The organism is Bacillus sp. FSL K6-1000, from assembly GCF_038630785.1.
GTDB lineage: Bacteria > Bacillota > Bacilli > Bacillales > Bacillaceae > Bacillus > Bacillus safensis.
Genome location: NZ_CP152042.1, coordinates 67,308 through 86,863, shown reverse-complemented (window position 1 = coordinate 86,863; position 19,556 = coordinate 67,308). Strand labels below are relative to the sequence as shown.

General features: G+C 42.3%; 18 protein-coding genes and 2 tRNA genes. All 20 read right to left on the bottom strand.

Going from position 1 to position 19,556, the window contains the following annotated elements:
* The 20 genes from MHI46_RS00450 to MHI46_RS00355 all read right to left on the bottom strand — a co-directional run bounded on the left by MHI46_RS00450 (position 1) and on the right by MHI46_RS00355 (position 19,443).
* The gene (locus tag MHI46_RS00450) at positions 1–1,419 is read right to left on the bottom strand and encodes an anthranilate synthase component I family protein (protein ID WP_106025935.1); all 1,419 of its coding nucleotides are present in this window, start codon (positions 1,417–1,419) and stop codon (positions 1–3) included.
* Positions 1,420–1,543: 124 nt separating this feature from the next.
* Positions 1,544–2,467, bottom strand: a complete 924-nt coding sequence (cysK, locus tag MHI46_RS00445; protein ID WP_024425655.1) for a cysteine synthase A — start codon at positions 2,465–2,467, stop codon at positions 1,544–1,546.
* Positions 2,468–2,544: 77 nt separating this feature from the next.
* Positions 2,545–3,453: a peptidyl-prolyl cis-trans isomerase gene (locus MHI46_RS00440; RefSeq protein ID WP_047202025.1), complete on the bottom strand. Its 909-nt coding sequence runs from the start codon at positions 3,451–3,453 to the stop codon at positions 2,545–2,547.
* A gap of 46 nt (positions 3,454–3,499) precedes the next feature.
* Positions 3,500–4,375: an Hsp33 family molecular chaperone HslO gene (gene hslO / locus MHI46_RS00435; RefSeq protein WP_059376325.1), complete on the bottom strand. Its 876-nt coding sequence runs from the start codon at positions 4,373–4,375 to the stop codon at positions 3,500–3,502.
* Positions 4,376–4,389: 14 nt separating this feature from the next.
* Positions 4,390–5,166, bottom strand: a complete 777-nt coding sequence (locus MHI46_RS00430) for a type III pantothenate kinase (RefSeq protein WP_039175940.1) — start codon at positions 5,164–5,166, stop codon at positions 4,390–4,392.
* Positions 5,167–5,327: 161 nt separating this feature from the next.
* Positions 5,328–7,229 (bottom strand): ATP-dependent zinc metalloprotease FtsH, encoded by a 1,902-nt coding sequence (gene ftsH, locus MHI46_RS00425; RefSeq protein WP_034284252.1) that lies wholly within the window; start codon positions 7,227–7,229, stop codon positions 5,328–5,330.
* Positions 7,230–7,324: 95 nt separating this feature from the next.
* Positions 7,325–7,864 carry a hypoxanthine phosphoribosyltransferase gene (hpt, locus tag MHI46_RS00420; protein ID WP_008357399.1) on the bottom strand — a complete coding sequence of 180 codons (540 nt, stop codon included), beginning with the start codon at positions 7,862–7,864 and terminating at the stop codon, positions 7,325–7,327.
* Positions 7,865–7,879: 15 nt separating this feature from the next.
* On the bottom strand, positions 7,880–9,283 hold the full coding sequence (tilS, locus tag MHI46_RS00415; protein WP_144468209.1) for a tRNA lysidine(34) synthetase TilS: 1,404 nt from the start codon (positions 9,281–9,283) through the stop codon (positions 7,880–7,882).
* Positions 9,284–9,379: 96 nt separating this feature from the next.
* On the bottom strand, positions 9,380–10,387 hold the full coding sequence (locus tag MHI46_RS00410) for a serine/threonine protein kinase (protein ID WP_082700850.1): 1,008 nt from the start codon (positions 10,385–10,387) through the stop codon (positions 9,380–9,382).
* On the bottom strand, positions 10,371–11,108 hold the full coding sequence (locus MHI46_RS00405) for a VWA domain-containing protein (RefSeq protein ID WP_034325063.1): 738 nt from the start codon (positions 11,106–11,108) through the stop codon (positions 10,371–10,373). The genes MHI46_RS00410 and MHI46_RS00405 overlap by 17 nt, the downstream gene beginning before the upstream one ends.
* A 76-nt stretch (positions 11,109–11,184) precedes the next feature.
* The gene (gene spoIIE, locus MHI46_RS00400; RefSeq protein ID WP_144468211.1) at positions 11,185–13,668 is read right to left on the bottom strand and encodes a stage II sporulation protein E; all 2,484 of its coding nucleotides are present in this window, start codon (positions 13,666–13,668) and stop codon (positions 11,185–11,187) included.
* Between the two features lie 203 nt (positions 13,669–13,871).
* Positions 13,872–13,943 (bottom strand) — tRNA-Glu (locus MHI46_RS00395).
* Between the two features lie 25 nt (positions 13,944–13,968).
* Positions 13,969–14,042, bottom strand: a tRNA-Met gene (locus MHI46_RS00390).
* 177 nt (positions 14,043–14,219) lie between these two features.
* Positions 14,220–14,615 (bottom strand): S1 domain-containing RNA-binding protein, encoded by a 396-nt coding sequence (locus MHI46_RS00385; RefSeq protein WP_008357409.1) that lies wholly within the window; start codon positions 14,613–14,615, stop codon positions 14,220–14,222.
* An 82-nt stretch (positions 14,616–14,697) separates the two neighbouring features.
* The gene (locus tag MHI46_RS00380; RefSeq protein WP_003217952.1) at positions 14,698–15,072 is read right to left on the bottom strand and encodes a septum formation initiator family protein; all 375 of its coding nucleotides are present in this window, start codon (positions 15,070–15,072) and stop codon (positions 14,698–14,700) included.
* 18 nt (positions 15,073–15,090) lie between these two features.
* On the bottom strand, positions 15,091–15,729 hold the full coding sequence (gene yabQ, locus MHI46_RS00375) for a spore cortex biosynthesis protein YabQ (protein ID WP_059376740.1): 639 nt from the start codon (positions 15,727–15,729) through the stop codon (positions 15,091–15,093).
* Positions 15,726–16,034 (bottom strand): sporulation protein YabP, encoded by a 309-nt coding sequence (yabP, locus tag MHI46_RS00370; RefSeq protein ID WP_024425646.1) that lies wholly within the window; start codon positions 16,032–16,034, stop codon positions 15,726–15,728. The genes yabQ and yabP overlap by 4 nt, the downstream gene beginning before the upstream one ends.
* Positions 16,035–16,107: 73 nt before the next feature.
* Positions 16,108–16,368: an RNA-binding S4 domain-containing protein gene (locus MHI46_RS00365; RefSeq protein ID WP_008341839.1), complete on the bottom strand. Its 261-nt coding sequence runs from the start codon at positions 16,366–16,368 to the stop codon at positions 16,108–16,110.
* On the bottom strand, positions 16,365–17,849 hold the full coding sequence (mazG, locus tag MHI46_RS00360; RefSeq protein ID WP_059376741.1) for a nucleoside triphosphate pyrophosphohydrolase: 1,485 nt from the start codon (positions 17,847–17,849) through the stop codon (positions 16,365–16,367). Before mazG ends, MHI46_RS00365 begins: the two co-directional genes overlap by 4 nt.
* Positions 17,839–19,443, bottom strand: coding sequence for a polysaccharide biosynthesis protein (locus MHI46_RS00355; RefSeq protein WP_059376742.1), 1,605 nt, complete (start codon positions 19,441–19,443; stop codon positions 17,839–17,841). The genes mazG and MHI46_RS00355 overlap by 11 nt, the downstream gene beginning before the upstream one ends.
* Positions 19,444–19,556: the final 113 nt, after the last annotated feature.

Sequence of the window (19,556 nt, the reverse complement as noted above, 5' to 3'; positions counted from 1 at the left end):
CTAACTCAAAATAGTCTCTTCTTTGCTCAACTGTATTGCTTTTTTCACTGCATAGGCTTTTTTAATGGATTCTTTGTATTCGTGCTTTGGGACAGAATCTATGACGATTCCCGCACCTGACTGCATAAAGGCTTTTCCTTCTGTACAATACGCAGTACGAATAACGATATTAAAGTGCATATCTTGATTGAATCCAAACCAGCCTATAGATCCAGTATAAAGCCCACGTCTTGTTGGCTCAAGTTCTTCTATAATTTCCATTGTTCTCACTTTTGGAGCACCTGTAATCGTTCCTCCTGGGAATACAGCTCTCATGACATCTACCGCGTCACATTCATCACGCAGCTCTCCTTGTACATTGGATACAATATGCATCACGTGTGAATATTTCTCAATCGCCATAAATTCGTTCACTTTTACGGATCCATAAGTAGATACTCGTCCAAGGTCATTCCGCTCAAGATCAACGAGCATGACATGCTCTGCGCGTTCTTTTTCATTTTCAATGAGTTCTTTTGCCAGTGCTTGATCCTCAGCGTCGTCTTTGCCTCGTGATCTTGTTCCGGCAATTGGTCTTGTTTCTAGCTGAGTTCCTTTTTTCTTAATAAGCAGCTCTGGAGATCCACAAACAATCTGGAAGTCAGGCGTATGCAGGTAAGACATATAAGGAGATGGATTCACTTGACGTAACGTTTTGTATAAATCATACGGATGAGTGTGAAGCTGTTCATCTTGTCTGATAGATAAGTTCACTTGGAACACGTCACCGTTTGCGATATATTGCTTAATTTTCTCTACTGCTTCTCCAAAGGTTTCTTCAGTAAAAGGTGCTGCTGGTACAAATTCTGTGGAAGATTCATTGACAGGTGATTGTGCTGATTCTTCAAAAGAGCTTGTCCACTTTCGCTTCCATTCTTCCAGCCTTTGATTCGCTTCACTCATTGGTTCTGCTTCCTCTGTGTGAGTAATCAGCCACAGTGCGTTCTCTTCATGATCAAAAACTGCAACATCGTTAAACACGAGGAAATAAAGGTCTGGTGTTTTAAGATCATCAATTGCCAGCATCTTAAAATGCTCGATGTATCTAGCATAATCGTAGCTTAAAAACCCAATCGCTCCACCTTGGAAGTCGGGGTATTCGTTGTTTGTTTCGGTTTGAAGGGTTTGAAACCAATCCGTAAACGCTCTGAATGGATCACCTTCTTTGAACAATACCTCACCTTGATAATGGATGGTCGTCATCCCATCTTTCCCCTTCGCTTTAGCGATCGGGTGAATACCAGCAATGCTATATGAACCGCCGCGTGCACTTTCTAGAAGCACATGATGTGTTTCACGAGCAGTTAATTGTTCGTATCTTTTCAAGAATGCATCTTTCGTAAAAGGAATTTTGATGCCCATCGGCCTGCGTTGTGTCATGTTATCATCCTTTTTTATTTTCATTAATCTTATTGTAATGCAATCCAATTTATTTAGAAAATAGTATTTGCTTTCCATCTTCAGAATTCATGAAAAAACCCCAGCAAACGCTGGGGTGATTGGTTTAATCGAATTGATAAAGAGGTGTACTGAGGTAACGCTCACCGTTACTTGGGATGATTGCGAGAACCTTTTTCCCTTTACCAAGCTTCTTCGCTGTTTGAAGTGCTGCGTAAATAGCTGCTCCGGAAGAAATACCACCAAGGATTCCTTCTTCTTTCGCTGCTTTTCTTGCAAGCTCAAATGCATCTTCGTTTTTCACTTGGATGATGCCGTCATATATTTCTGTGTTCAGGATTGAAGGAACAAAACCTGCTCCAATTCCTTGAATTTTATGTGGACCCGGCTTTCCGCCTGACAATACAGGGGAATCTGTCGGTTCTACCGCATAAAGCTGGATGGATGGGATGGCTTCTTTTAGGACTTCACCAGCACCTGTAATCGTACCGCCCGTACCAACACCTGCAATAAATGCATCAAGCTCGCCGTCAAACTGTTCAAGAATTTCTTTCCCAGTTGTACGACGGTGAATCTCCGCATTGGCTTCGTTGCTAAATTGCTGAGGCATGAAGTAACCATGCTCCTCTGCCAATTCTTCTGCTTTTTTGATGGCACCTTTCATTCCTTCTGCACCTGGTGTTAAGACAAGCTCCGCACCATAAGCGCGTAAAAGGTTGCGGCGCTCCTGACTCATTGTGTCTGGCATAACCAAAATCGCGTTGATTCCTTTAGCAGCCGCTACCATCGCAAGGCCGATTCCTGTGTTTCCACTTGTTGGTTCAATAAGGGTATCGCCGGCTTTTAGTGTACCTTTCGCTTCAGCATCTTCGATCATCGCTAAAGCAATACGATCTTTGACACTGCTGCCTGGGTTCATATATTCAAGTTTCAAGTAGACATCCGCACTGTCTTCATCTACTAAACGGTTTAATTTAACGACTGGTGTATTTCCTATTAGTTCAAAAACTGAATTTGCAATACGAGCCATCACTAACACCTCTATCTCCGAGTAATTTTATTGTATTAATATTAAATTATCAATTTCAAAAAATTTTGTCAATGCTTTTAGTCCTGCTCGCCATCGTAAAACCATGTGACTTTTGCTTCCTTCCACAGGGTTTTGACATTCGCCTTTTCACCTAGATCTTCCATCGCGATCTGCCTTTTAATCTGATCTTTGACTTCGTCATAGGAGAAAGAGCGGCCATTTAATTTTTCTTTTAACTGAATAATGGCATACCCGTTTTTGGTCTGAATTGGCTCTTTCGTCCATTCATCTGGCTGAAGCTTTTGAGCTTCTTGTATGTATAGGGCTGGGATGCTTTCCTGCTCTTCTGTCACAAATCCAAGATCTCCGCCGTATGGTGAGGTGTAACGGTCGATTGAACGTTCAGCTGCCACGGCTTCGAAGCTGGATCCACCTTTTAAATCTTTCAATACATTTTCAGCCTCGTCCTTTGTCTTCACGACGATATGGCGAATGCGGTATGAATCATCATATTGATATAAGTCCTTGTTTTTTTCATAAAACGATTTCGCTTCTTTTTCAGAAACGACGGCATCTCTTGTTAAAAGCTGCTCTAATAAAATTTGATAACGAATCTGTTCTTTCCATTCCTTCTCACTTGTATGTCCATCTTCGTAGAAATTATTAGATACTGCTTTGAGCATAAGCAATTCACGATTGATCTCTTTCGAAGACACGTCCAGCTTGTTTTGCTTGGCAAGCTGATTGACCACCTTCTGATTGATCATTTGTTCAAGTGTTGCCTTTCCGTAGCGGTCTTCCATCTTCTTTAACCATTCTTGACGCGTTACCTTCTCTTTTCCAATCGATGCAATTTCTTCACCGCTCTTCCCGTTAGAAGAAGCCTGTGACATTTGTGACTTTGTTAATACATATGCAATGACAACGGCATTAATCATGAGCAACACGAGGATAAATGTCCATACCACTCTTGCTTTTAATCTCATCTTTCGTCTCCTTTCCATTCTAAAAAGAAAACCCGCTGCTTAGAGCTTAGCGGGTTAATTCTTCACGTAGCTCTTCTAGCTCTTCTTTTGTAAATACATACGTTTCGTTACAAAAATGGCATTGAGCTTCTGCTTGTCCGTCTTGTTCAATCATATCATCAATTTCGGCTTTCCCTAGGCTGATAATGCCATTTGCAAACCGTTCTTTTGAGCAGTTACAAGAAAATTCGACAGGTACAGTTTCTAAAATTTGAGGTTTTTCACCGAGTACTTCTTCTAATATTTCTTCTGGTGTCATCCCTTTTTCAATGAGTTTAGAGATTGGTTCAATCATTGACAGGCGCTTTTCTAGTCTTTCAATAACAGCATCTTCTGTACCAGGCAGCAATTGAATGATGAAACCGCCTGCTGCGAGGATCGAATTATCTGGATTGACAAGGACGCCTACGCCTACAGAGGAAGGCACTTGCTCAGAAGAAACAAGATAATATGTGAAGTCATCTCCAATTTCACCTGAAACAATTTCCGTTTGTCCTGTAAAGTGGTCCTTCAGCCCGATATCTTTGACAACACTTAAGGTTCCAGATGTTCCGACTGCACGTCTAACATCCAGCTTGCCATGTTCATTTAAATCAAAGTGAACTTGTGGGTTTGAGACATATCCTCGCACCTGACCTTTTGCATTTCCATCAGCAATAATGGCGCCGATTGGTCCACCGCCTTCTATTTTGACAGTTAGCTTATTCTCACCTTTCAGCATAGCACCCATCATGACGGTTGCTGTCATCGTTCTGCCGATGGCAGCTGATGCAGTCGGCCACGTATGATGTCTTCTTTGTGCTTCGTTGATTGTATCTGTTGTGTTTGCAGCATATGCGCGGACTTTTCCGTCATATGCTAATGCTTTAACTAAGTAATCCATTTGATTTAAACCTCCTATAATACACCGACACGATTACGTTCATAAATGAGCTGCAGTCCTTTTAATGTGAGGAACGGATCGACAATATCAATGCAGTCTGATTCATTTCCAATCAATGTAGACAAACCGCCTGTTGCAATGACTTTCGGTGTTTGTTTGGCTTGCTGCTTCATCCGTTTCACTATTCCCTCGACTTGACCAACATATCCATAAAGGATGCCGGATTGCATCGCACTGATGGTATTTTTTCCAACAATGTGATCAGGACGGACAATTTCAATTCTCGGCAGCTTCGCCGCTCTTGTATATAAAGCCTCAGTTGAGATGGTAATACCAGGTGCAATCGCTCCACCCATGTATTGTTTTTGTTCATTGATATAACAGTAGGTTGTTGCTGTTCCAAAGTCTACCACAATAAGAGGCGCCCCATATAGGTGAATTGCTGCTACTGCATTGACAATTCGATCTGCCCCGACTTCCTTTGGATTGTCACACATAATGTTTAATCCAGTCTTCATTCCAGGCCCTACAATTTGGGGTGTTAGGTGAAAATACTTTTCGCACATTCTTTCAAGTGCGAACATCATTGGCGGGACCACAGACGAGATGATAATCCCTTCTATTTGATCAAACATCAGCCCCACATAATCGAATAAGGCCCTAATGGACATACCAAATTCGTCTTCTGTTTTATGACGGCTTGTTTCAATTCGCCAATGGTAGTTTAGATCGCCATTATGATAAACACCTAAAACGGTATTTGTGTTTCCTACATCTATCACGAGTAACAACTTCATCACCACTTTGAATAGTTTCTCAAAAAGAGCATTTTTCGACTTTCTATCATACCATACACGAATTGAGTTCCATTTGTAAACAATTCGAAACCGATCCATTCATGAATCGAAATAAAAAAGCTGCCGGTGATCCCGGCAGCTTTCACAGAAGGAGATTAGATCTCCTCATCTTCTTTTTTCTTGATGTTTACTTTCACATCATCGTTTTTCTCTTCGTCATCTGCGTATACACGCTCTGGAAGCTTTCCAGTTTCGTAAAGAGATTTAATTTGTTCAGCATCTAATGTTTCAACTTCTAGAAGGGCTTGTGCGATGATTTCTAGCTTATCTTTATTCTCAGTGAGAATTTGTTTCGCGCGTTCGTAGCTCTCCTTAATGAAACGCTGAACTTCTTGGTCAATTTCGTAAGCGATCGCTTCACTATAATTCGGCTCATTGTTGAAATCACGGCCAAGGAATACTTGACCTCCTTGTGATTGACCGAATTGAAGCGGACCAAGTTTATCAGACATACCGAACTCTGTGACCATTCTTCTTGCAATGCCTGTTGCACGCTGGAAGTCGTTGTGAGCGCCTGTACTTACTTCACCAAACGTAATTTCCTCTGCAACACGACCGCCGAGCAAGCCGACAATCTTATCAAGAAGCTCTGGCTTCGTTTGGAAATAACGGTCTTCTCTTGGAAGCATGACCGCATATCCACCTGCCTGACCACGAGGAACGATCGTTACTTTATGCACCATGTCCGCTTCGTCTAAGATAAGACCAATGACGGTATGACCTGCTTCATGGTAAGCCACGATATTACGTTCTTTCTTCGAAATGACGCGGCTTTTCTTCGCCGGCCCAGCGATGACACGGTCAGTCGCTTCGTCGATATCACGCATATCGATTTTCTTTTTGTTTTGACGGGCAGCAACAAGTGCTGCTTCGTTTAGTAAGTTCTCAAGATCTGCTCCAGAGAACCCTGGTGTTCTGCTTGCAATGGCTTTTAAGTTGACTGACTCGTCAAGCGGTTTGTTTTTCGCATGAACTTTCAGTACTTCTTCACGGCCAATAACATCTGGGCGGTCAACCGTAATTTGACGGTCAAAACGTCCCGGACGCAGCAATGCAGGGTCTAGAATATCTGCACGGTTCGTCGCAGCGATGATAATAATACCTTCGTTGGCACTAAAACCATCCATTTCGACAAGAAGCTGGTTAAGCGTTTGTTCACGCTCGTCATGACCACCGCCAAGACCGGCTCCACGCTGACGACCCACTGCATCAATCTCATCAATAAAGATTAAGCAAGGTGCATTCTTTTTCGCATTTTCGAATAAATCACGTACACGTGATGCACCGACACCGACGAACATCTCGACGAAGTCAGAACCACTGATGCTGAAGAAAGGAACGCCTGCTTCTCCTGCAGATGCTCTCGCAAGCAATGTTTTACCTGTACCTGGAGGTCCTACTAGTAAAACCCCTTTAGGGATTCTTGCGCCAAGCTCCGCAAATTTACGTGGATCCTTCAGGAATTCCACCACTTCTACAAGCTCTTGCTTTTCTTCATCTGCACCAGCAACATCTTTAAATTTCACACGTTTCTTCTCTTCCGTGTAAAGCTTCGCCTTACTCTTACCAAAGTTCATGACTCGGCTTCCGCCGCCTTGAGCTTGGTTCAATAAGAAGAAGAACAGGATAAAGATGATGATAAACGGAATGATGGTTGTCAGAACTTGCAGCCATCCATTTGTTTCAGGTGCTGGTTCTACTTTTACATCTGTATTCTTCAGTGCACTGTAAATTTGGTCAACACCTTGACCATCTGGAACATGGGTAATGAAGTATTGATCTTTCTTCGCGCCATCTAGTTGACCACGAATTTCATAAACCCCTCTTACAGGCTGAATGGAGATACTCTCCACTTTTCCCGCACTTAGATTTTGCGAAAATTTGCTGTAAGACATGTTCTCAGGCTTTTGATTTGGGGATCCTAACCAACTAACGACCCCTATCACAAGTAATAAAATAAGTATATAAAAAATCGTATTACGAAAAACCCGATTCATTCCTTACCTCCTCCCACAGTAAGCACAACTATGTTCAATAGTATCATAGAAAATCATTCCAACACAACCAATAACCTCATGTATACGTATGCTGATCAGCCTTCGTAAACAGATGGTTTTAACACTCCAATATACGGGAGGTTTCGGTAACGTTCAGCGAAATCCAATCCATAGCCGACAACAAATGCATCTGGCACTTCAAATCCAACATAATCTGCTTTGATGTCTGCTTTGCGGCCGCTTGGTTTATCAAGCAATGTCACAATTTTAATGGAATTTGCTTTACGGTATCGGAAAAGCTCTACCAGATAGCTCAAAGTTAACCCACTGTCGATGATATCTTCCATAATCAAAATATCTCTTCCTTCAACAGAAGTATCTAGATCCTTAATGATCTTTACTTCTCCAGAAGATACGGTAGACTTTCCGTAGCTAGATACATCCATAAAATCAAGCTCTAAATATGTATCAATGTGTTTGATCAGGTCTGCCATGAATGGAAGAGCCCCTTTCAAAACACCAATAGCCAGGGGAAATTTACCATCATAATCGCTGGTTAATGTTGCACCCAGTTCCTTCACTTTTTGCTGGATCTCTTCTTCTGAGATCAAAATCTTTTCAATATCTTGTTTCATGCTTTTGCTTGCCCCCTACAAATTTTCGTGCTGTCTATATTGTAATACAATGAGATCGCTGTTTGTCATATCAATTTCTTCAAAAACAGATTTTTTCAGACCTGGGATCCAGATGATTTGATGATCCGAGTCAGTGACGATCGGCCAGCTGTCTCTTTCTGCAAGAGGCACTTTTTTATCAATAAATATATCCTTCACCTTTTTTGATCCATTCATCCCTTTAAGTTTGATTCGATCACCATTTTTTCGTGAGCGAATGATCAAAGGGAGACGAACATGATCTTTTTGAAGCAAGAAAAAATGGTTTCCGTTCCGTGCATCCTTCGGAACATGATTTGATACGACGATAGACTGTCCATTTGGGAGAAAAAGCTCTTCTCCGAGCTCAACCTTTAAGTGAAGAGCATAAGACTGGTCTACTACATGCGATCGTTCAAAGGTAAACATACAGTGATCATAAGACTTGACAGCTTGTAAACCTTTTGGCAAATCTAATGATCCAGACGGTTGATCAGTATGAGATAACCAGTCTAAAGTCCCTAGAATATGCTGGTTTGAAAACGCTGATTGAGTGTTTTCATAAAGATAGTTTAATATTAGTTGAATGCCTCTTCTTTGTAAAGGCAAAGGCAGGTCAAGCAAAGGCTTCGTTTTGATCTCAATTTGCTTAGGCGATTGACTCGTTATCACTTGGTTCATTTGTTCCTTTGTTAAAGCCTGCAAGTATTGCTCATCCTCAGTCAGCATGTCACTTACAAACTGAAAGCTTTCATGTACATGAGGTGCTTCTTCTTTTAACACAGGAAGAATGTGTCTTCTTACCCGGTTTCTCAAGTAGTCATCTGTATGATTGCTTTGATCAATGACATAGGGAACATGTTCTTTTTCACAAGCTTTTAGCACGTCGTCCTTAGAGTATCCAATGAGCGGACGAATCAGCCATCCATTTTGAAAAGGACGTTTTGCTTGGATACCCGCGAGTCCTATACCAACAGTTCCTCTCGCAAGTCTCATCAACATTGTTTCTACTTGGTCGTCTCCATGATGTGCAAGCGCTATAAATTGAGCCTTGTATTGCTCCATCAATTGACGAAAGAAAGCATATCTGCACTCCCTTGCAGCTGCCTGTTTGTTTAAGCGGTTTTCTTTTGCATATTGGGTGACCTGTATGCGGGACGATTCAAAAGGGATCTCGTGCTCCTTACAGTAAGCCTCAACAAATGCCAAATCAGCAAAGGACTCTTCTCCTCTGAACATGTGATCTACATGGGCTGCAATCAGCTGATAGGAACCTTTGCGACGCTTGTTAAGTTCATGCAGTAAGAGCATGGAATCCGGTCCGCCGGAAACCCCGACAATGACTGTCGTATTTTCAAGGTAAACATCATGTTTTTTCAAAAAAGATTCAATTCTATTCACAACTTCCTCCTCACAAAGAGCAGGTAATTTAAAGATATACATATCCTATCACTTTCAGTAGCTCCAAGCAAAGAAGAAGCCTGCTTTTTTACAGCTCTACAACAGGAACAAAACCACATATGCACAGTAAAGGGCGAGTACACTGCACACGATAAGAATGGTTTCAAAAAGTCCGCCTGATTTTTTACGTACTGACGTTCTTTTTGCTGCTGCAGCCCGCGATCGTGAAGTCACTTGTTGATTTTGATTAACAGCGGGTTTTGGCGCGTTTTTTTGCTGTTGCTTCTTTTGGCGTGATTTTCTTGATTCAATCAGCTGTCCTTCTTTCAGCATCGCACTTTTCATGTCTGCTGCTGATTGATATTTACCTTGTAAAGCAGCCTTTAACACCCTTTCATATCGCTTCAATAAAGGATGTCCTTCAATGGCTCGATAAAGCTGCTTTTCTGGTTCTGCTCCTTTTTTGAATTCTTTCTTATACGCACAGTTAACCATCACCATGGTCAGGGCAAATAAATCATAAGTTGGTTCAGCTTTTCGTGTGCCGAATCCCCAATATCCTCGATCAAAAAACTCGGTATACTCCTTAATTGCCCTGCCCACTTTTGTCGTTCCTCCCACATCAATGCACCGGATCGTGGCAGGGGGACCAGAAACAATGAGATTATCAGGCTTTAAGTCACCAAAAATCCATCCTTCCTGATGTAAATGAGCCAGGCTAGATAAAAGCTGAATCATCAAAACAACGATCCACTCATCACCCTTTTGTTTCACAAATTCAAGCAGTAATGGGCCTCTGACATATTCCATCACGTAAAAGGAGCGTTTTTGAGGCATACCGGGATAAATTGCATCATCCATATCATAAAAAGAAGGCCCCATGGTTTTCACAGGAGCCTTTGAAAAGGATTTTAATACATTGACTTCAGATGCAATGAGCATACTGTCATCACTCACTTTAAGGGCCGCTTGCCCATGTGGTGATTCGGCGAGATAGACAACACCGTTCGCCCCTTTTCCAAGCTCTTTTACAATACGGTAATGATGGTGGTGCCATTTCCCTTGAATCACCGTGCCTAACGGGATGTTAGAAACCGAATTCATCATCATGCTCTTCCTTTGCTTCAAGCAGCCCTTTACGTGAGCGAACTGATTTGAAATGCTGAAGTGCTTCCCGAAGTGCTGGTCCCGTTGGGGTGATTCCTCCAGTGGTCAGTTTTGGGAAAATAGATGATAATGAATCGAATCGAGGCGTCCAATTCAACACAATTTCTGCATCTGAGTTTTTCCCGGGAAATACACACATCCCAAACTGATTTTCTCCAATTCTTGAATTTAAACTGATGGAAAGGTCGATAAGTGCTTCTTTGACAGTCGGCAGCTTCGGTTTCATACTTGCACTTGTATCAACAAGCACGAGTACTTGAAGGTGAACCGTCTCTCCTAACTCATCAACAACCTCCATTACTTCCCCGCGCTTATCAGGTGGAAGCTCTTCAATTTCAGTGTCTTTGCCGAGTATTTGCTGCAATTCTTTATTCACAACACCTTGTAAGGTTTGTGTCATCGCTTTTTTCGTGACCATTTGTACTGTTTGAGATAATTGCTGGACGTAGACAACTTGATGGATGCCTCCGCCTGCGAGAGCAATCCCCTCTACTTCTTTCATCGCTTCATGATCGTGTCTGTTTTCTTCCATAATGCCAATGACATTGACTGTAATCCCTTGTTCCTTTGCCAATGAGGCAATCGCAAGCGGATCTTCCCCGTGATTTGAGCAGCCATCTGTAATCAATAAGATTTGGTTGACGTGACCTTTTCGCATCTTCATTCCTCCTGGGATTGTAACTGAATGCTTATATCCCCATCATCGCCAGAAGAAATTCATATTATACGATATTTTAAGAAATCTCTTGTTTCTCAAGATAGAATGTACCTGTCGGAATGGAAGCCCATTTTGGTGTGTTGTGGTCGAGCCTGATGACAACAACCGTCATATCGTCATCAATTTGGCCTGCTCTTGTTCGAATGACCTCTTCCATTAATAAATCAGCAATTTCTTGTGGATCTTCTGTTTTAAAGCTTTTCATTTTCCGTTTCACCCACAGATCATGATTTTCAATATGCTTTGGCCCTTCAAAAATGCCGTCACTCATCATAATTAATAGATCTCCTGCTTTCATCTGTTCGCTCACAACCTCGACTTCGAATTCATCAATAATGCCAATAGGCAAGTTGCTTGCTTGTACCTTCATCACCTGATCACCCCGTTTAATAAAGCTGGGTGTTGAACCAATCTTGAGGAACTTACAGCTTGCATCCTGTAAATCAATAATGGATAAATCCAATGTTGAATAGATCTCGTCCGTCGTTCGTAAAGATAAAATACTATTAATGGTTTTAATCGCCACTTTTTCATTGATACCTGACGCCAATATTTTTTCTAACAGCTTAATCGTCTCATTGCTTTCAAAATGAGCACGTGCTCCGTTGCCCATTCCATCACTAATAGCTGCGGCATACTTGCCTGCACCAAGCTCCATCATGCTGTAGCTGTCTCCAGATACCAGTCCTCCGCCTTTTGCTGCATGTGCCACGCCTGTAGCCACTCGATATGATTTAGCAGAACCAAACACAACATGACAATAGCCTGTTGGATGCTCTGCACACTGCTCTGCTTTGACTAAAATCTGTTCTTCTAAAATATCTGAAAGCATTGGAGCAATGATTTTTTCACATTCCCCATGCCCTTGGCAATATGGGATTCTCATTTCAATATCGACATTTCCCTGTTCCAAGCTATAGATTTCTACTTGCTGAATTTCAATACCAAAGTGCTGAAGCGCTTCTATCATCTGCTCTTCTTGAATAAAATGCTGTTCTCTTTCTCGTTTTATTTCCCGGGAAAAATCCTCCATCACTTGCGAGACCCCCATCAGCTGTTCAGCCACAAGACGTCTGCTGTCTTGGACTTTTTTCTTCAGTGTCTGGTTGGCTTTATAGTAAGCGATCTCCTCTTCAATCAATTCCTCGACATGTTTTGATTTCGAGCAGTGCTGACTAAATTTCTTTTTCAATTTTCGGTTATGCTCATACGTTTTTTCATCAGATTCATGCATAACTTGTTTCATTAGTTCATAGGTTGTATCAAAGTTCTGCACCCAGCATTTATTTTTCTTATAGCACGTTTGACAGGATCGTTCTGTGATCGTACTTAAAAAAAGATCTACATCCTCTTCCTGCTTCTTCTCTTCAGGAATAGATTCGTAAAATGTCGCAAAACTCTCAGACAGCGCATGAAATACATTAGAGAATTGGTCTACCTTTTTTGCTGTCACGTCTCGTACTTTCCGAGCATATTGCTGCTGCTCTTGTACATGCTCTACCGTACCAGGAATGTATTTCGCTACCTTGGAGGTGACTGATTGCGGCGTGAGCAAAAAGAGTGCAACCGCTATAAGTGATTCATACAATGTGGTCATGAGACCTGTTGACCCTTCCCCATACAGTGAAATGAGTAAGGAACCCACAATTAAGCCGATGGCCGCCCCTGCTTTCTTCCCTTCTTTCAGCAATCCGCCTAATAAACCTGAAAAGGCAAGAAGACTCATCTGATAAAGGTTTCCAATGTTGGCGAGACCGAGAATTAATCCTGTCACAACACCGACCGTACAACCAATACTGGCTCCGCCAATAAAAGCAAAGGTCAGCACTACATAACGTGACAAAATATGCTCTGCCTGCATCCCTTGAAATGAGATCCCAGCAAGTCCAGTTAAAACTGAGGCAATTAAAATCATAAAACAAATAATTTCTTCGACCTTTAAAGAGTGTTTAATTTTCCTAACTGTAAAAATCGGCAGGCTTTGAAGAAAAATCAGTGTCAAAATGAAGGCAAGTCCTGCTTCGACACCCGCCATGACGTAATCATAGCTTTGCACAGCACCTTGCTCTAGGTAAACAAACGCTCCTCGGGTAATCAGCATCGAAAGAACAATGACAACCGGTAATGTTTTCACTGGGTCTTTGATGATGAAAGAAACCACCTTTGACACAAGGAGAAACATAAGCAGCGATGCAAACACAAACAATGCATTTTGAGGTGATATCGTCATCGCCCCAGCGAGTAAAGCGAGACAAGCAAGCATTGCCTTATCTCTTTTAATAAACAGCATGGAACCAAAGAAAGGCAGAGCAAACGGCATAATTTCAGATAATATAAAGGCTCGTCCTAATAAAAAGCCTAGAACAACATAAATAAACCCTTTATAGAAAAAAAGAGAATGCGTGTGATGAAGAAACAGGTTTTTCATCTTTTTTAACCCCGCACTGATTCTTTCAAACCCCGCTCCTGTTAAATCAGTTCTTCTTTCTAGTTTTTCCATCTTCTCATCCCCCACCTGATATTCGTTGCTTGTCATTATAGCGAAGGTGAAAAAGAAATTTTGTCAAAAGAAGTTGTCGTTTCCATAAAACGTTCGACGCTTTATTCGTCAAAGAGGCATACTTTCTTGAAAGTCGATGTCTTTCATCAGAATTTTACGAAAGCACAAAAAAACAGCTTTCCTATAGAAAGCTGTTTCGAAGATGACCCGTACGGGATTCGAACCCGTGTTACCGCCGTGAAAGGGCGGTGTCTTAACCGCTTGACCAACGGGCCTTGCTTTATGTTCTAGTTAAAAGGATAGCGGCGGAGGGGATCGAACCCCCGACCTCACGGGTATGAACCGTACGCTCTAGCCAGCTGAGCTACACCGCCATAATAATAATGCGCTAAGAAGCACAAGAACTATAATACAAAGGATTCGCTTGTCCGTCAATAGAAAGTTTTAAATTAAATGACGAAATCTCAAAAAATGTAGGATAGGTCATGAAAATAAGCACCTGCTGAACAGCAGATGCTTTGTTGTGAAAATATATAGAAAGCAGCAACAAGTTAACCTCTTCTTGCTCCGCGCCCCCCACGTTTTGATTCCGTGTTACGTTTTAAAGATGTTAAGCGATCTTCGCTATCTTTTAAGAATTTGTTCATTTTTTGTTCAAACGATTCCTTCGGACGGAAATCATTTCTGCTTGGTCTTGATTGTTGTTGAGGACGATCTTTTGCTTTTTTAATGGACAAGCCGATTTTACCGTCTTTTTCAACGTTAATCACTTTCACTTCAACTTGTTCACCGACTTTTAAATGCTCATTAATATCTTTTACATAGTTATCGGCTACCTCACTGATATGAACGAGACCAGTTGAACCGCCTGGCAACTCCACAAAAGCTCCAAAATTTGTAATGCCCGTAACTTTCCCTTGTAACTTGCTGCCAACTTCAATCGACATAAAAAAAGTGCTCCTCCTTAGACTTATAAAAAAATCTCATTTGTTCAATTATACATAAACTGAATTTTAAGTGTCAACAAGGCTAATCGCTCTTATTGCCCACATCAAAGATTTTTTCGCCTTTTTTGGACATATAATAGTCCCGTCGTGCCAGTTCGAGTACGTATTCCTTGCTTTTCAGCTTCTTAATTTCATCAGAAATATCTTCCTGCTTTGTTTGTAATTGCTTCAACTCTTTTTCGAGCGCAACCTTCTTCTCTTCTTTTTCCTTTAGGGAAGACGATTGCGACCAGAGGGCACTTGTCACCAAGACAGCAAACATGAGCACGATCACACCAAACACGGTAAGCCTTCTAAGGAGTCCGCGACGTTTGCGTTTTAAGCGCTGTGCTTGCTGTTCCATTTGTTTTTGGTAATCATTTTGAATTTGTGCGATATTTCTTTTTCTCTTGTTCAAGGTTGAAGGCCTCCTCTCTTACTTTGTCCAGAATTGTTTCCATTTCGTTTTGATGGTACCAGATAATTTCTTGGCCCCTTGTAAAATTCCTGCTCCTTTTGAGAAAAACAATCTCATTGATGTTCGCCATTTTTCGGGAATCCGATGAATAATGGTCACATTGAGTAACCAGATGAGCGGATAACAAACAATCGACAGCACCTTCCACACGAGCTGAAACGTAAAACGAACTAGACGTAAGAGCGAGTGGAGCAAGAACAGAATAGCACTTATGACCAATGTGATCATCCAGCGGATCGGCTGGAAGACAATCGACATGACCAGCCTTTTCAGGAAGAGAACGGTCTGATATACACACATCATGATAAACTTGAGAATCTTGAGATACAGATGTTTCATCAATGCCTGATACATCGAGAAACCTAGTGCAACGGCTAGAAAAATATAAAGCCTGAATTCTCCCTCATTTGTCAGCAGCAGGACGTAAAAGAATAAGAGACCCTGCACCATCCAAAAAAGGAGATCGTGTATAGCCAAAAGCCATTTTGCTGTTTTATCCCGGTTCACAAACAGCTTGTACGTATCAAGCGATGCGCCCAGCCAGATGCCCATCGCCGCCATGGAAAGCATCGTATAAAACTGGACTGTCAGCGTCATTTAAACAGCTTGCTAAAAAATCCTTTAGCTTTCTCCCCGTGCTGCTCATCAACATAGATTAAATCAAAGACACGCCCTTTGATCGACACAACGCCCTTTTCGACGTCTAGGTTCTTCATTTGCAGATTTTCTCCGCGGATGGCGAGAATCCCCATGACCGTCTCCAGCAGAAATTCCTCACTATCAAAGCTTTCCACTTGTTTGACACCAGTGATATCTAAATGCTTTCTGTTTCGCATTGTGACATTGTGCTCCGCGTCTGATGACAGCTTCGTGCCTTGAGGTTGATTATAATATTGATTCATTTATACATCCCCCATATCTCATACTTGCATGTTACTGCATTGTATGTGATAAGAGGGTCATTTAGAACAAGCCCTATTCTGCTGTTTTTTCTTCTTTTAGCACAGTATACATGCCAGCCGCTTCTTCTTTTTTCGTCGTGTCCTTTAACTCGTTGACTTGAACAGTCACTAGCTTTTGACCAAAGCGGATTTGCAGCTCATCTCCTTCTTTCACGTCAGAGCTTGCTTTCGCCTGTGTTCCGTTAATAGAAATTCTGCCTTGATCAGCTACTTCCTTTGCCAATGTTCTTCTTTTAATTAAACGGGACACTTTTAAAAACTTATCTAGTCTCATGTATGTTCACCTCTTTCTATACGTTTCGCATCGTTCCAGAGATCGTCCATTTCCTCTAGCGTTAAGTCATCTAATGAACGGCCCATGTCCTTTGCTTTTTGTTCGATATGCTGAAAGCGCCGCATGAATTTTGTGTTGGCAGAAGCGAGCGCCGTTTCAGGCTCTAGGTGATAGAACCGTCCAATATTGACGAGAACAAACAAAAGATCTCCAAATTCATCTTTCATCTGCTTCGTTGCACCTTCGTCCGTCTTCTCTGCCACTTCAACGAGAAATTCCTGCTTTTCTTCTTCGTATTTGTTCCAAATATCTTGAACATCTGTCCAATCAAAGCCTACCTTGGCGGCTTTCTTTTGGAGCTTATATGCCTTTGTTAGTGCTGGAAGTGTCGCCGGAATCGATTGCAAAATAGAACCGGTCCGCTCTGGCTTCTCCTGCTGCTTGATTTTTTCCCAGTTGGCCACCACATCTGCTGCCTCAGAAACATTTGTGTCACCAAACACATGCGGGTGTCGCCGAATCATTTTTTCTGTGACATGCTGAATGACGTCATCGATTGAGAAATAACCGTCATCTTCGCCAATTTGAGCGTGGAGTAACACCTGCAGCAGCACATCGCCGAGCTCTTCCACCATATGATCTGGGTCATCTTCATCTATCGCTTCAAGCAGCTCATAGCATTCTTCAATTAAATATGGTTTGAGTGACTCATTGGTTTGTTTTTGATCCCATGGACAGCCGCCCGGACCTCTTAATGTACGTATGACGTCACGGAAAGTGTCAAATTGTTGATAAAGCAGCTGTTCATCTTGAATCGGAGGAACATAAACACTTGTTAAGTTATTTATCGACACATCTCGATCAAGTTCAAATAAAGGAACGGCAGTAATCTGTTCCTGACTGCTTCCGGCTGCAGTCACAATATAAACTTCATAATCGTCAGGGAGCTTTTCCATCAGCGTGAGCTTCACATTCGATGCTGTCATCTGATCATATACCTGACAAATTAAGACGTGCTGGGTTAATTTCAGATCATCCGCTCTCATATCCCCTGCATCAACGAATTGTAATCCTTCGATGGGGTCAATCTGCAAGGAGTTGAATGTCGCATCTAAAAAGCTTTGTCCACCAGCGACAGACACCTCGATCCCGCGCTCTTTCTGCCCGGCGACGAGCAGCTGTACGGTCTTTTCTGCCACAAATGGATGACCAGGTACTGCGTACACAATGTCTTTTTCCGCTGCCTCTGCAAATAATATTTCGGTAATTTCCTGATACACCTGATCAAACTGATCGTGCTTTTCATAAATTTCATCAAAAAAGGTGAGAGATGGGACCTCCTGCATTAACTCTGCGGTAAGCGGATGGTCCTGCGTTCTCATATATACTTCTTTCGCCTGCTTCAGTTGCTTATATACACCTAGCGTCAGCTGATCCATGTCGCCTGCCCCGAGACCGACGACGGTAATCTTACCTGCCATTTTGATTCCCTCTCATCTGTTTAAAATATAAAATCTTTTCTCCTAATGGAATGAGTCTCCATTCCTCGTCCGTAAATACTTCTAGCTTAAGAATACTATATAAAAAGGCGAAACCACCAATAAAAACTGATGTCAGGCTCTCTAAAACGGAAAACGGACGTTTTTCAAAGGGGATAACCCAGGAAAACAGAGCCTGATATCCCATTAAGACCACAGCCATGAAGGCGGCTGATAAAAGAATTTTCACTGGAAACAGCTCTCTCCATGAAATCCATCCTTTATGCTTCAAATAAACGGCATTGAGCAAGGCTGCTGTGAGAAAAGCACATACAGTTGACCATGCGGCACCGTGGATGCCAAATAACGGAACAAGCGTAATCGTTAGAATCCACTTCACCAGCACGCTGATGATCACCACAACAGCGGGATACACAGTATGTCCGAGCCCTTGCAGTAAAGCCGCCTGCGTAATGGCAATCGACGTAAATGCAATCGATATACAGAATATTTGCAGGGCATCTGTGCCTAAATCATTACGAAAAAGCATTGTATTTACTGGTGATAAAATACAAATCAGCCCAACAGCTGACCCAATCCCTAATACCGACGTGGTCTTAACCGATGACCGCACTTTTTGCCGTATCGTTTCATGCTCCCCATTTCTCATGGCTGCCGATAAAAATGGCACAAGAGAGGTTCCGATGCTGATGGCAAACACCGTCCCTAGCTGCAAGAACGGCTGACCTCGGTCATACACACCTTTTGCCGCCTTTGCCGCCGCTTCACTGAGACCCTCACTGCGCAGCAACGCATACAGATGAAAAGCATCAATCATTTGCATCCATAAAATGAGCAAACCGCTGACACAAATCGTCAATGTATACAGCACCAAACTCTTCAAAATATCTTTTTTTCGAAGTGTCGCCTGTTTGCCTGACATACTTGCAGCAGACTGTTTTCGATAGGTCAACCAAAGGAAAAGAAGTAAAATGAGCGACGCCGCACTTCCTGCGATAGAAGAGAACACCGCGCCCGCCCCTGTTTCATAAAGCGAATAGCCGTGCCTCACGAAATAGAAGGATAAAACAAGCAGGACGCCTACCCTGATGAGCTGCTCAATCAACTGAGAAACAGCCGTAGGAAGCATTAGCCCGTCACTCTGAAAAACTCCTCTCAGCATCACAGTGAGCGGCAGAAATAGAAACACAAAAGCACTCATCTGGATGAGCAGAATTAATTGACTATCTGCCATAAGGCTCGCCATTGTGCCTGCTCCTATGTAAAGACAAAGAAATAAGACCAAGCTTAGTAAAGTGATATATACCAAGGATACCCTTGTAATGATCCGTCGATTCTCTTCCCCATGCTCACTCAGAAGCTTGGACACCATGACAGGAAAACCTGTTGTACCGAGCATGATGGCAATACCAAGGAAAGGATATACCTGCTGATAAATATAAAACCCTGTGTCCCCTACGATGTTTTGAAACGGGACACGGTAAACGGCACTGAGTACCTTTGATAACAAGCCTGCGATGGTCAAAATCACCGCACCCTGGAAAAGCCAATGCGGCTGATTCACAGCATTTTTCATGGATGACTCCTTTAAAATAGATCTACAGTTAAACGAACTCATTATATCATACGTGAATGAAAAGCCGTTTCTTTCTAAGGAGTAGACGGCACATGTCCCGATTTGTTTCATCC

Coding starts and splice junctions, on each gene's coding strand:
- MHI46_RS00450 (WP_106025935.1), bottom strand. CDS start 1,419: ATGACACAACGCAGGCCGATGGGCATCAAAATTCCTTTTACGAAAGAT.
- cysK (WP_024425655.1), bottom strand. CDS start 2,467: ATGGCTCGTATTGCAAATTCAGTTTTTGAACTAATAGGAAATACACCA.
- MHI46_RS00440 (WP_047202025.1), bottom strand. CDS start 3,453: ATGAGATTAAAAGCAAGAGTGGTATGGACATTTATCCTCGTGTTGCTC.
- hslO (WP_059376325.1), bottom strand. CDS start 4,375: ATGGATTACTTAGTTAAAGCATTAGCATATGACGGAAAAGTCCGCGCA.
- ftsH (WP_034284252.1), bottom strand. CDS start 7,229: ATGAATCGGGTTTTTCGTAATACGATTTTTTATATACTTATTTTATTA.
- hpt (WP_008357399.1), bottom strand. CDS start 7,864: ATGAAACAAGATATTGAAAAGATTTTGATCTCAGAAGAAGAGATCCAG.
- MHI46_RS00410 (WP_082700850.1), bottom strand. CDS start 10,387: ATGAATTCGGTTTCTAACATCCCGTTAGGCACGGTGATTCAAGGGAAA.
- MHI46_RS00405 (WP_034325063.1), bottom strand. CDS start 11,108: ATGCGAAAAGGTCACGTCAACCAAATCTTATTGATTACAGATGGCTGC.
- spoIIE (WP_144468211.1), bottom strand. CDS start 13,668: ATGGAAAAACTAGAAAGAAGAACTGATTTAACAGGAGCGGGGTTTGAA.
- MHI46_RS00385 (WP_008357409.1), bottom strand. CDS start 14,615: ATGTCGATTGAAGTTGGCAGCAAGTTACAAGGGAAAGTTACGGGCATT.
- yabQ (WP_059376740.1), bottom strand. CDS start 15,729: ATGACGCTGACAGTCCAGTTTTATACGATGCTTTCCATGGCGGCGATG.
- yabP (WP_024425646.1), bottom strand. CDS start 16,034: ATGAATCAATATTATAATCAACCTCAAGGCACGAAGCTGTCATCAGAC.
- MHI46_RS00365 (WP_008341839.1), bottom strand. CDS start 16,368: ATGAGACTAGATAAGTTTTTAAAAGTGTCCCGTTTAATTAAAAGAAGA.
- mazG (WP_059376741.1), bottom strand. CDS start 17,849: ATGGCAGGTAAGATTACCGTCGTCGGTCTCGGGGCAGGCGACATGGAT.
- MHI46_RS00355 (WP_059376742.1), bottom strand. CDS start 19,443: ATGAAAAATGCTGTGAATCAGCCGCATTGGCTTTTCCAGGGTGCGGTG.